Origin of the sequence: Kitasatospora sp. MAA4 (assembly GCF_029893355.1) — a bacterium.
Lineage (GTDB): Bacteria > Actinomycetota > Actinomycetes > Streptomycetales > Streptomycetaceae > Kitasatospora.
In genome coordinates this window covers 1-12242 of sequence record NZ_JARZAI010000034.1, presented here as the reverse complement: position 1 = coordinate 12242, position 12242 = coordinate 1, and the positions used below count along the sequence as shown (strand labels likewise).

Here is a 12242-nt window from a genome sequence, read left to right as displayed (position 1 = left end):
CAGCAGTGGCCGTCTGGGACGACCTGGTGGGCCAGGAGCGGGTGGTCGAGCAGCTGACCGCCGCCGCCCGCGCGGCTCGCGCGACGGTGCTCGCCGGGCGCGGCGGTGCCTCGGCCGTCGCCGAGGCGGGCGGCAACGCCTCGCTGATGACGCACGCCTGGCTGCTCACCGGCCCGCCGGGGGCCGGCCAGGTCACCGCCGCCCGCGCCTTCGCCGCCGCCCTGCAGTGCACCAGCCCTGACCTCGACCTCGGCGGCACGCCCGGCTGCGGGTTCTGCGACGGTTGCCACACGGTGATGGCGGAGAGCCATGCCGACGTGAAGTTCGTCCGCAGCGACGGCCTGTCGATCGGCGTCGGCGACATGCGCAGCCTGGTGCTGCGCGCCAGCAGCTATCCGACCGGCGGCCGCTGGTCGGTGATCCTGATCGACGCCGCCCACCGGCTCACCGAGTCGGCCGCCAACGCGCTGCTCAAGGGCGTCGAGGAGCCGTCGCCGCGGACCGTCTGGCTGCTCTGCGCGCCGTCGGTCCAGGACACCCTGCCGACCATCCGCTCGCGCTGCCGCCACCTGGTGCTGCGCACGCCGTCCGCCGACGCGGTCGCCGACATGCTGGTGCGCCGGGACGGTGTCGAGCCGGGCGTGGCGCGGATCGCGGCGCTGGCCGGGCAGGGCGACGTCGAGCGCTCGCGCCGCCTCGCGGTGGACGAGCAGGCCCGCTCCCGGCGCCTGGAGGTGCTGCGGATCCCCTTGGTGGTCGGCGACGTGGGCGGTTGCCTGGCCGCCGCGCAGCAGCTGGTGGACACCGCCAAGACCGACGCCGAGGCGCTGGCCGAGACCCGCGACGCCAAGGAGACCGGCGACCTCAAGGCCGCCTACGGCGCTGCCGAGGGGCTGGGCGGCAAGGCCCCGCGCGGGATGGCCGGCGCGGTCAAGGAGCTGGAGAAGCGGCAGAAGAGCCGCGCCACCCGGACCCGCCGGGAGTCGCTGGGCGTCGCGCTGCTCGACCTACTGGGCTTCTACCGGGACGTGCTGGCGCTCCAGCTGGGCGCCTCCGGGACGCTGGCGAACGAGGACCAGCGTGTCGCACTGGGCCGGATCGCCGCGGCCGGACCGCCCGAGGGCACCCTGCGGCGGATCGAGGCCGTGCTGGCCTGCCGCCGCGCGCTGGACCGCAACGTCGACCCGCTGCTCGCGGTCGAGGCGATGACGCTGGCGCTGCGGGCCGGCTGACGGGCGGTTCCTGCGGGGGGTTGCGTGGGTTGATCCCGCTGCGCTCGCTCGTTCGAGTGAACGTGGGCAATCGCCCACAACGGTCGCATGGATCCCCGGTGTCGTCTTGCACGCTGTGGCTGGGCCGATCCGGCCCCTCGTAGCCCGGTGTACTGGCCCTCCCGAGGTGGTGCCCCATGCCCCGCTCAACCCTCCTCCTGCTGCTTCTCCCGATCCTCCTGCTCGGCTACTGGCTGGCCCGCGGCGCGCTCAACCGCTGGCGGGACCAGCGCTCCGCCGTGACGTACGAAATCACCGCCGACCTGCGCCCGGCCATGCTGCGAGCCGGTGGGGCGGTGCTCTGCGGGATGTGCGCGACCGCGCTCGCGGTGGCCGCGGTGCTGGGCTCGCGCGGTGTGCTGGGTGGTGCGGGGGCCGCGGGTGCCGGTGGGGCGCAGTCCTTGCAGGACGGGACCGCCCAGCGTCCCGAGGCTCCGCCGACCCCTGCGGCCGGTGCCGCCAACGCCGTCGCGGCGGTCGCCTCCGGCTCCGCCAAGCCGTCCGCCCGCCCGTCGGCCTCCGCGTCCGGGTCGGCGGCGGCGGTGCCGGTGCGGTTCGAGACGGTCTCCCACCCCGCCGAGGGCGAGCTGCTGCAGGCGGCCGTCCCCACGTCCGGCGGCAAGTCGCGCAACGTCCGGGTCTGGCTCCCGGCGCACTACGGTGACGACCCGTCGGTGCGGTTCCCGGTGATCGTGCTGCAGGCCGGCACTCCCGGCCGGACCGCGGACAGCGAGATCCCGGACGTCTTCGACGGCATCGCCTCGGCGATCAAGCTGGGTAAGGCCCGGCCGTTCGTGGTGGTCGCGCCCGAGGGGCCCAAGGGGACCGGCCGCCCCTGCGACCTGGTGGCCGCCGCCCCGCAGGCGCTCGCCGACGACGCCGCGCTGCGCACCGCCGTCGCCGCCGCGTTCCGTACCCTGCCGCCCGGGCCGCAGGGCTGGGCCGCCCTCGGGGTGGACGGCGGCGCGCCGTGCGCCGCCGCGGCCGGGCTGACCCGCGGGGACCTGTACGGTGCGGCGGCCGCCGTGTCGGGCCGGTACGACGCCGGGGCGCTGGCGCAGGCCGGGGCCGACGCGCCCGCCGGCGCCGCTCCGCAGCTGCTGCTGGCCGCCGCCAAGGGCGACGCCGACGGTCTCGGCTCGGCGCGGCAGGTGAAGAACGCGCTGCACGCCGGGAAGGGGCAGGCGGCCCGCGCCCTCGTCAGCACCTCCGACATCGTCGAGGACTACGCGGCGGACCGGGAGCGCCTGCGGCTGGTCCGGATCGCGGCGCAGTACCTGGCAGAGACGCTCGCCCACCCGGGTGACTGATCCGGGCGGCGTCCGGCGGGTGCCGCCCTTCCCGCTACGCTCGGACCGCCGGTCGAGGACGGACCGCACCCGAGTGTCCCGAGATCCCGAGATCCTGAGGGGGAGCCCGCATGCGCCCTGCCCGGCGGCACCGAACCACCGCTGCGCTGCGGATGGCGTCAGCCCTGGTCGCGACGGGCCTGGCGCTCGCAGGCTGCACGGCCGGCCATTCCGGCGCCGCCAAGCCGTCCGCCCGGGACAACGGCGGCCCGATCTCCGCCGACGGCACGCCCGCCGCGACCGGCTCCGCCGCCGCCGGTGCGGGCGCCGCCACGCCGTTGCAGCCACTGCCCGCGGCGATCCCGGAGGCCCTCGCCTCCTACTACGCCCAGCAGTTGAGCTGGCAGCCGTGCGACCAGAAGTTCGAGTGCACCACCTTCAAGGTGCCGCTCGACTACGACCACCCCGGTGGCGGCGACCTGAGCCTCAGCGCGGTCCGCCAGAAGGCCTCGGGGGACGGCGCCGCCCAGCACCTGGGCTCGCTGCTGCTCAACCCGGGCGGTCCGGGCGGCTCGGCGATCGAGTACGTCGAGTCGGTCGCGGCGAGCTACAACCCGGCGGTCCGCGCGTCGTACGACCTGGTCGGCCTCGACCCGCGCGGGGTGGGCCGGAGCAGTCCGGTCAGCTGCCTGAGCGGTGACCGGATGGATGCCTACACTGCGGTCGACACCACCCCGGACACTCCGGCCGAGGTCGATCAACTGGTTGCTGCCGACAAGGAGTTCGCCGCCGCCTGCGAGCAGCACTCCGGCTCGCTGCTGGGCCACGTCAGCACCGTCGAGGCGGCCCGCGACATGGACGTGCTGCGCGCGCTGCTCGGAGACCCGAAGCTCGGCTACGTCGGCAAGTCGTACGGGACGCTGCTGGGCGCGACCTACGCCGGGCTCTTCCCGTCCCGGGTCGGCCGGATGGTGCTGGACGGCGCGGTCGATCCCTCGCTGGACGCGCTGACCGGCAACCGCACCCAGGCGGGCGGCTTCGAGACGGCCTGGAGCGCGTTCGCCCAGGACTGCGTCAAGCGCGACGACTGCCCGATCGGGCCGACCGTGCAGCAGGCCGGCCAGCAGCTCGACGCCCTCTTCGGCAAGCTCGACGCCACCCCGCTCAACGCCGACGGGGGACGGAAGTTGACCGAGGCGCAGGGGGTGACCGGCGTCATCGAGGCGATGTACGCGGAGTTCCTCTGGCCGCAGCTGCGGGCCGGGCTGAAGGCGGCGCAGGCCGGCGACGGCGGCCCGCTGCTCAAGCTCTCCGACGACTACTACGAGCGCGCGAGCGACGGCTCGTACCCCAACCTGATGTTCGCCAACATGGCCGTCAACTGCCTTGACTCGCCTGCCCCGTTCACCGGTCCGGACGACGTCGCGCGTGCGGTTCCCGACTTCGAGAAGGCCTCGCCGCACTTCGGGCGGGACATGGCCTGGATGGCGCTGTCCTGCACCTACTGGCCGGTCAGGCCGACCGGCGCCGCGCACACCGTCCGCGCCGCCGGTGCGGCCCCGATCGTGGTGGTCGGCACCACTCGCGACCCGGCCACCCCGTACGCCTGGGCGCAGGCGCTGGCAGGCCAGTTGGAGTCGGGTCGGCTGCTGACCTACGACGGCGACGGGCACACCGCCTACGGGCGGCACAACGACTGCGTGGACTCCGCGGTCAACCACTACCTGCTGCAGGGGGATCCGCCGGCCCAGGGGCTGCGTTGCGCCAAGTAGTCAACCAGTCATCCAGCAGGGCGATCTGACGCTCCGCCGGGAACTCGGCCGGGGCGAAGAGCGACTGGACCACCAGGCCGAGTGCGAACCCCTGGGCGGCGGCGGCCAGATCCGCGGTCGCGGCGGTGGCCGGCAGCTCGCCGCGGCGCTGCGCGGCGGCGACGTGACCGGACAGCCGCTCGCGCGAGCGGCGGTAGCGCTCGGCGTGTTCGGCCGCGAGCTCGGGGTCGGCGAGCGCGACGTCCCAGGAACTGACCCAGATCCGGTTGGCGGCCGCGCTCTCGGGGGTGAGCGGCAGGACGTCCAGCAGCGCCGTCCGCAGTGCGGCGAGCCCCTCGGCCGGCGCGGTGCGGCGCGGGCGGTCCTCGGAGCGCTGCGCCAGGATCTCCAGCGCGGTGCGGAGCAGGGCGCGCTTGTTCGGGAAGTAGTGCGTGAGCAGCCCGGTCGAGGCGTCCATCTCGGCCGCCACCGCGCGCAGCGTCAGCCCGCCGAAGCCGCGCGTGACGAGCACCCGCCAGACGGCTTCGGAAACATCGCGGCGGCGGGCGTCATGGTCTCCACGGGCGGGCGGCATAGCGCTATGGTACCTACCAAACGTTTGTTATGCACCCGTGGAGGTCCCTGTGTACGCCATACCGCTCTCCGCCACGCTCGACGCCGAACTCCGCCCGCTCGAGCCCTGGCAGGCACCCGAGTTCCTCGCCCACATCGACCGCGCCCGCCCCAACACCGACCCCTGGATCCCGTGGGCCTCGGGCAGCGCCGACCTCGAGTCGGCCCGCGAGACGCTCCAGCGCTACGCCGACCGGCAGGCGGCCGACACCGGGCGGCTCTACGGCATCTGGCTGGACGGGACGCTGGTCGGTGGCGTGATGTTCGTGAAGTTCGACACCCGCTTCGGCAACTGCGAGATCGGCGTCTGGACCGAGGCGGCCGGCGAGGGACACGGCCTGGTCAGCGCCGCCGTCCGCCACCTGCTCGACTACGCGCTGGTGGAGCGCGGGCTGCAGCGCGCCGAGTGGCTCTCCAGCACGCTCAACACGCGCAGCGGCGCGGTCGCCAAGCGGGTCGGGATGCGCCTGGACGGCGTCCTGCGCTCGTACTTCCCGCACAACGGGATCCGGCACGACAAGGAGGTCTGGTCGATCCTGGCCGACGAGTGGGCATCGATACGATGATGTGCCCACGACTTGCCTAGGAGCCCACGATGCTGGGAGTCAACCACCTCGCCACCTACACGCTCGGCGCGGTGATCATCGTCCTGCTACCCGGCCCGAACTCCCTGTACGTGCTCTCGGTGGCCGCCCGCAAGGGCATCCGCACCGCCTACCGGGCGGCCGCCGGCGTCTTCCTCGGCGACTTCACCCTGATCGCCCTCACCTCGCTGGGCGCCGCCTCGCTCCTCAAGGCCAACCCCGGCGTCTTCGCCGTCGTCCGGTTCGGCGGCGCGGCCTACCTGCTCTGGATCGGCTACGGCATGGTCCGCGCCGCCCGCCAGCTCTGGCGCGAGCACCGCGCCCCGGCGCCGGACGCCCCCGCGGACGCCGTGGTCGGGACGGAGAACCCGTTCCGCCGGGCGCTGGTGATCAGCCTGCTCAACCCGAAGGCGATCCTCTTCCTGCTCTCCTTCTTCACCCAGTTCGTCGACCCGTCCTACGGCCGGCCCGCCCTCTCCTTCGCCCTGCTCGGCGGCATCCTGCAGAGCTTCTCGGTGATCTACCTCTCCGTGCTGATCTTCGCCGGCACCGGCCTCGCCAACGCCTTCCACCGCCGCAAGCGCCTCTCCGCCGGCCTCACCGGAGGAGTGGCCGTCCTCTTCGCCGCCTTCGCCGCCAAACTCCTCGCCTCCTCCGCCTGAAACCACCCCGCAGGCACCCCCGCGGCAACCCGTTACGGATCACCCCGCCAACCTGTGTAGACTAGCCCGCGTTGCCGACAACAACCTGCCTCCGCAGGTCAGCCCCGGCAGCGGTGCCGCTTTAGCTCAGTTGGCCAGAGCAACGCACTCGTAATGCGTAGGTCTCGGGTTCGAATCCCGAAAGCGGCTCCATCGAAGGCCCGGTCAGACACTGTCTGACCGGGCCTTTTGTCGTCTACTGCATGCGCCGCCGACGTCGTGCACGAGCCGCCACGTGAGCTGTTGAAGCTGGCCGTCCGCCTGTAGCCGGGACCATCAGTTACTCTCCCTCCGTCGCTGAGGCCGCAACAGGGCGGAGCAGGTCGAGGACGTGGGTCCAGTTGTACTTGTCGCGGCCCCCGCCGGCCTTGGGCTTGTGGGGGACGTAGTCGCCGACCAGGACGCCCATCGACCGGAGCCGGGCCAGGCTCTCCGCGTACGCGGGGTGGGCGGCCTGGGCGGAGTTGACGTAGGGGTGGACGGCTACGGGGATACCGAGACCGTATGCCTCGCAAAGGACGCCGAGCGCGAGGGTGTCGGAGATGCCGGCGGCCCACTTGTTGATGGTGTTGAACGTGGCCGGGGCGACCGCGATGGCGTCGGCCGGAGGCAGCGGTTGGGGGATGCTGGGGGTGCGCCAGGCAGAACGGATCGGGAAGCCGGTCTGGGCTTCGATGGCTTTCTGGTCTATGAACCCGAGTCCGTTCGGGGTCGCGATCACGCCGACCCCCCAGCCCTCGGCGTGGGCAGCGGTGATCAGTTCGCCCACTCCGTCGGCGATACCCGAAGCGCAGACGACGACATAGAGGAACGGCTCGCGGTGCTCGGTCAAACCTGGACTCCCAACTCCTGGCAGAAACGACGAAGCTCCGGGACGGCGCCACGCCGGTCGCGAGCGGCCATGTCACCGGCCAGCTCGAGCAGACTGGGCCGTCGACGGATGTCCTCCGAGGCACAGCTCTCCGCGATCCTGAGCGCTTTGTATCCCTCGGCAAGTCTGCCCTGCTGGCTGTAGGCCCTTGCAGCCTCCACCCACAGTGCTGCCCGGCGCTCGGGGACCGGGATGCGCCTGCGCATCAGGGGCTGGGCGGCTTCCAGCGCCGCTCCGGCGTCGCCAAGGACGACCGAGGCACTCACCGAGTGGAGCGCGACGTTGGTCGGACTGAAGTTCGCCCAGGCGTCGGGACCGTCGCGGTCGACGTAGCGCGCGACGTCCTGGGCCTCGATCGGTTCCAGCGCGCCGACTACTCTCGGATTGAACGCCGTCTGGGAGCATCACTCCTCGACGCCCGACCAGGAGGGGACCGCCACGCGTAGCGCGTCTGCGGCAGGACGGTCCCCAGTACTGCTAGACATGCAACCGTGCACTCAGTTCTCTCCCCTTCACAGCTTCAGCTTCTGCACCATCTCGTGATCGCTGAGATTCCGTCCCCCGACGCGATAGCAGCTGCCGTCCGGGGGCTCGACCAGGAGAGCAGCGCGGACGACGTGCAAACTCTCAGTTGGATGGGCCTGCTCGAGGTCAAAGGTGAGGGTCTCGTCATCACGCCGCGCGGCAAGGCAGCGTACTTCGAAGCCGAGTGCACCACGCTGGGCGAACGCCTGATCGAGGTGAGCGCATTCGCCGACGAGTTGCAGCGACGTACACCCTCACTCAGTCCGGAGATGCACGCGCTCCGTCAGCTCGCCGAGGGTGCGTGGAGCGGGACGGAGGCGGTAGCGTACGTGGAGCGTTGGGCGAAGGAGCACTGAGCTGCCGCTACGGTTCCTCGTCGACATCCAGAAGCATCTCGACTTGGCGACGGGGTTTGCGCGCCTTGACGGGCACCGGCAGGATGCCGGCCTGTTCGAGGTCTGCCGCTGTGACTGTGGGCGCGGCGAGGATCCGGTCCAGCAGATCCTGTTGGGCGGGAGCGAGGTCGGTCAGCCGACGCAGCACGGACAGCAGTTCCATGAGCTCACGAGACCAGTCGGCCGGCCAGGAGTCGACGTGCAGGTCGTCCAGGGGGCTCGTCTTGCGGCTGTTGGGGCTCGCCTTGCGGTATCCGAACCACTTCTTGACGATCTGCATGCCGCCGACGTCATAGTTCCATACCTCTGCGGGCACCGGGCTGACGTATCCGGCACCCAAGTACAGGGACCGGTTCATCTCGGCGTAGTGGATTTCGCCGGGCACCTCCGTCCCGATGTGCTGGTCGTAGCGGAGCCGGCGCGGATCGCTTTGCGCAAAGAGGACGTCTCCTGCTGGCCGACCGTCTTCTGGATCGACGTAACGTTCCCCGTACGTCGAAGCCCACAACAGGCGCTCGCCCAGCTTCACCGCCTCGCGCCACAATGCGGGATCGCGAGTGAGTGGCAGCCGTACGCCGGGAGTGAGCAGTTCCGCTGTGAACCGCTCGGTGAATCCGCCGTGCCCTGCGACAGCCGTCGCGTATGCGGCCAGGTCGTGCACCGTGATGCGGTCGAGGCCGAGTTCGGTTGCCAGGTGGGCGAGCAGGCGCGGATGTACGTTGGGCGTGCCGTCCGGATGGAGGATCGGCATGATCTTGCCGCCGCGGCCGTTGAAGTGGTGGGTGTCGGGGAGCAGGGCGGTGGCGACGACCGCCGGTCCGGTTTCGATCTCGTGGGAGGACTGCTGGTTCAGGAAGAGCTGCCCCTGCTGTAGGGATTCCCACAACGTGGGTCGGGCGAAGTCGATGACACGACTGTCGGAGATCAGCCATTGCCGGTCGAAACTGCGCATGGCGATGCGGATCAGGTCTGGCGCCAGCTTTGTTTCGTCCACAAGCCCTTGGGCGTGCTCAGGTTGTCCGGGCAGCGGGGGCCGGCTGTCGTGCAGCGAACGATCTCGCGTCTCCTTGAACAACTCCGCCTTTGTGACCGGATTGGCCTCGTGGATCAGACGCGCCCAGCGTCGCTGGAGCAGTTGCTCGCTGGGGCCATTGACCCACGAGCGGTTGGCCTTGACTCCCGGACTTCCCCAGAGGAAGAGATCGTCGAGAGCAGGATAGTCTTCCCAACCCGTCTCGGTGGTCGGGCGGAACGGGCGGATGGCGGCGGAGTGCGTGTCCTGCCAGCCCTCGTCGTCCAGTTGGATCTCTTTGAGCTGGCCGTACTTGGCAACCCGCTTGCCGTGTACGGCTCGGTAGTGGATGCGGGCGGGCCGCTCGGGATCAGTGTCCTTGCTGCGCACGAAAATGCAGATGGCCAGCGGCTGGGCGACACCGGGGAAGATCCGGCTGGCCACATCCGGGCGGTGACCTTCCGGGGACAGGTCGATGATCCACCCCTCGTCGCAGGTGCGCCGCAGGTAGTTGCGCATGCCGCGCCCGCCAGGCCCCGTGGTGAAGCCCGAGGGGGTGATGAAGCAGACGACCCCCTGCTGGTCCTGCGGATGGGCGTCGAAGACCTTCCAGGTTGCCCAGCGCCAGAAGTAGATGTACAGGTTCTTGAGCACGTGCTCGTAGCGGCCGTTTCCGGGCCACTTGAACGCCTCGATGGGGGTGACACCCTGCGCTGGGCTTCCCTTCTCGACCCAGCCGCCGCGGCCCTTGGCCTTGTCGTCGTAGGGCGGGTTGCCGATCGCGACGGTGACCGGTGTGCTGGCCTTCACCTCGTTCGCCCGCCTACGTGACTCCGAGATCACGCCGTACGTCGAGGCGAGGGTTTCTTCGGCCAGGTAGGGGTTGTCCAACGTGTCGGTGACGAACAGCTTCATGCCGTCAGGCGGTGCGACCGCTTGATGCCGCTTGAGCAGGTCCGACGCCCGTAGCTCGGCCACGGCGAATGGGCCCATCTGCAGCTCGAAGCCGATCAGGCGCTTCGCTAGACTGCCTATCGCATCCGGCGTCGCCCCAGGGCCAACGTTCTCCGCCGTCCAAGCGGCGACGTGCTCGATGACCGCGTGAAGGTACGTGCCCGTCCCCATCGCTGGATCGACGATGCGCACGCTGTCGTCCGCGTATCCGGCCGGGCGGCCCAAGCGGGTACGCAGCACGTCCTCAGTGAGGCGCACCATCTCCTCGACCACTTCGCGCGGGGTGTAGTACGAGCCGCTCTTCTGGCGCAGCTTCTCGTCGTACACCTCCAGGAACGACTCGTACAGGTGTAGGTACGCATCCCGCCGGCCCTTGCGGATCGCCGCCCAGTCGACCGCGTCGATCACCTGGATAAGCAGATCGAGGCTGACCTCGAAGCTCACCGTGATGTTGTCGGTCAGGAGCTGAAGGGCCTTGCCCATCAAGGCGTGTCCGGCATCCAGGCGGCGGCCGATCTCGTGCAGCCCCACGCCCTTCAGGGAGATGTCTTCCGTGCGCGCCAACAGAAGCGCGAAGGTCACCGTCTGGGCGTACCCGTCGGCGAAGGTCGCGTCGTCGGCTGTCGGGAAGAGCAGCCTTCGCCAGTCGTTCTTCAGCCCGGTGAACCGCAGTTCCTCAGGGCGCGCGCCCTCAGCTGCGTGCTGTCCCTCCCACTCCAACTGCTCCAGGACCGCCGCACGCAGCAGGCGGCACAGCGGCGCGGCGCGCCGGACCAAGCTGGAGACGTGGCGGATCGGCTCAGGAACCCAGTGGAGGAAGGTCCGCAGAAGGGCATGGAACGCGGCGGGCTCGCGGGCGGACAACGAGCGTCCTGCGCTTCCTAGATCGCCGTCGAAGAGGACCGGGGAACCGATCAGCTCGCCGGTGCGGAATAGACGCCACTCAGTGCCGTTGGTGTAGAGCACGTTCGGCAAGTCGCGCAGCCGTTCCCACTGCTTCTTGTTCCGTCCCGTGAACTTCTCTGGATCAACCGGCTGACCAGGGCGCTTGACCTCGACATAGCCGACGATTTCGCCGTGCACCTCGACCGCGTAGTCAGGACGCACGCCCACATCACGCAGGGGCGTTTCGGAGTGCCACAGCACGCCGTCCATGGCGTCGTGGCTGCCCACAGCCTCCAGGAGGCTCTGCAGAGGCGGACGAATTGACGCCTCGGGGTCGCCTGGTCCGTTCACCATGACCTTGCATGACGCACCGAAGCTCGAGATGGCTTCCGCGAGCCAGTCGAACTCCTGTCCCTGCGTCACTTCCGCACCCCCGCGCTATCGATCATGACGTGAGGAGTATGCCAGAGCGGACGTGAAGGTACGTCAGTTTCGGGAACAGTCAGGCTCATCGAGTCCCGGTCCAGATCTGTGACTGTTCGTCCGATAGGGTGCACGTCGCGAAGGCGACCGGTACGACTGTGCCGAAGCGACGCCCTCTCCGCCCGGCACCCAGTCCGGGGCATCGCCGAAGTCGAGCCAGAGATCATCACGACTGTCTCGCTCATTCGAGAGCAACCTGGCCCGAACGATGGATCCGGCGCCGTGATCCTGACGGCGTGGTCGCCTGTGCGGCGCCGACGGGTGCCTGGCGGGCCGGGGGAGGCCGAAGGAGTCCCCGCCCGAAGACCGCCCGGCTGGAAGCCGGTCCGTCGGACGGCGAGGGAAGCGGCCCCATCCCCCTGCCGGGGTCGTCGACGTGATTGCAGCCCTGCCGAACATCGGCGGGTCGGGCGGGATCGTTGGGTGTGGCCGGCATGAATCTGCGAAGGCTGCTGGGTATGGACCGTATCCCGGCAGCCTCCCGGCCTCTGGATAGCCATCTGCATGGCTGATCTAGACGAACCGATCCATCTCGCTGTTGGTGCCCCGGCGTAGCTAGCAGCCCGCCATGTTGGAGTCGAGCAGGGCGCGAGCTGCGCGAGCGATGCGTGAGCGGACGGCGTAGCACGTGCCGGTTCGGACGGGATCGTGGATCGCAGTGCAGCGTCCTGACCTGCGGGTTCATCACCAAGTGGCCGATGCTGGCAGCGGCCGACATGATCACTCTCGGGCTCGTAATGCGTAGGTCTCGGGTTCGAATCCCGAAAGCGGCTCCATCGAAGGCCCAGGTCAGGTCTTGGGTTCCAGGGGTCGTCGCAACACCACTGGTTCTAGGTGGTGAGTAGATCACGTAGACGCTCGGCTGGGGTATCCCAGTCGAGCGTCTTG

Annotated in this window: 9 protein-coding genes, 1 tRNA gene and 1 pseudogene; 7 read left to right on the top strand and 4 right to left on the bottom strand. The window is 70.4% G+C overall.

The window, feature by feature from the left end; all coding sequences use genetic code 11:
- Positions 1 to 5 precede the first annotated feature (5 nt).
- From P3T37_RS32085 to P3T37_RS32075, 3 genes are all read left to right on the top strand, one after another.
- Positions 6 to 1232, top strand: coding sequence for a DNA polymerase III subunit delta' (locus P3T37_RS32085; protein ID WP_280727484.1), 1227 nt, complete (start codon positions 6 to 8; stop codon positions 1230 to 1232).
- 176 nt (positions 1233 to 1408) lie between these two features.
- Positions 1409 to 2581, top strand: coding sequence for a hypothetical protein (locus P3T37_RS32080; protein WP_280727433.1), 1173 nt, complete (start codon positions 1409 to 1411; stop codon positions 2579 to 2581).
- A gap of 110 nt (positions 2582 to 2691) precedes the next feature.
- On the top strand, positions 2692 to 4332 hold the full coding sequence (locus tag P3T37_RS32075) for an alpha/beta hydrolase (RefSeq protein WP_280727432.1): 1641 nt from the start codon (positions 2692 to 2694) through the stop codon (positions 4330 to 4332).
- On the opposite strand, the gene P3T37_RS32070 is transcribed toward P3T37_RS32075, so the two are convergent.
- Positions 4274 to 4906 (bottom strand): TetR/AcrR family transcriptional regulator, encoded by a 633-nt coding sequence (locus P3T37_RS32070; RefSeq protein WP_280727431.1) that lies wholly within the window; start codon positions 4904 to 4906, stop codon positions 4274 to 4276. The genes P3T37_RS32075 and P3T37_RS32070 overlap by 59 nt on opposite strands.
- A 49-nt stretch (positions 4907 to 4955) precedes the next feature.
- On the opposite strand from P3T37_RS32070, the gene P3T37_RS32065 reads away from it, so the two are divergent.
- The 3 genes from P3T37_RS32065 to P3T37_RS32055 all read left to right on the top strand — a co-directional run bounded on the left by P3T37_RS32065 (position 4956) and on the right by P3T37_RS32055 (position 6382).
- Positions 4956 to 5510, top strand: coding sequence for a GNAT family protein (locus tag P3T37_RS32065; RefSeq protein WP_280727483.1), 555 nt, complete (start codon positions 4956 to 4958; stop codon positions 5508 to 5510).
- A gap of 29 nt (positions 5511 to 5539) precedes the next feature.
- Positions 5540 to 6190, top strand: coding sequence for a leucine efflux protein LeuE (gene leuE / locus P3T37_RS32060; RefSeq protein WP_280727430.1), 651 nt, complete (start codon positions 5540 to 5542; stop codon positions 6188 to 6190).
- Positions 6191 to 6305: 115 nt separating this feature from the next.
- A tRNA-Thr gene (locus P3T37_RS32055) sits at positions 6306 to 6382 on the top strand.
- 127 nt (positions 6383 to 6509) lie between these two features.
- On the opposite strand, the gene P3T37_RS32050 is transcribed toward P3T37_RS32055, so the two are convergent.
- Together P3T37_RS32050 and P3T37_RS32045 are read right to left on the bottom strand one after the other, a co-directional pair.
- Positions 6510 to 7061: a flavoprotein gene (locus P3T37_RS32050; protein WP_280727429.1), complete on the bottom strand. Its 552-nt coding sequence runs from the start codon at positions 7059 to 7061 to the stop codon at positions 6510 to 6512.
- Positions 7058 to 7453, bottom strand: a pseudogene (locus P3T37_RS32045) (transcriptional regulator); the annotation flags it as partial. The pseudogene P3T37_RS32045 and the gene P3T37_RS32050, both read right to left, overlap by 4 nt.
- A 138-nt stretch (positions 7454 to 7591) precedes the next feature.
- Here P3T37_RS32045 and P3T37_RS32040 point away from each other — a divergent pair.
- On the top strand, positions 7592 to 7981 hold the full coding sequence (locus tag P3T37_RS32040; RefSeq protein ID WP_280727428.1) for a hypothetical protein: 390 nt from the start codon (positions 7592 to 7594) through the stop codon (positions 7979 to 7981).
- Between the two features lie 7 nt (positions 7982 to 7988).
- Here P3T37_RS32040 and P3T37_RS32035 read toward each other — a convergent pair whose 3' ends face one another.
- Positions 7989 to 11294 carry a type ISP restriction/modification enzyme gene (locus P3T37_RS32035; RefSeq protein ID WP_280727427.1) on the bottom strand — a complete coding sequence of 1102 codons (3306 nt, stop codon included), beginning with the start codon at positions 11292 to 11294 and terminating at the stop codon, positions 7989 to 7991.
- Positions 11295 to 12242: the final 948 nt, after the last annotated feature.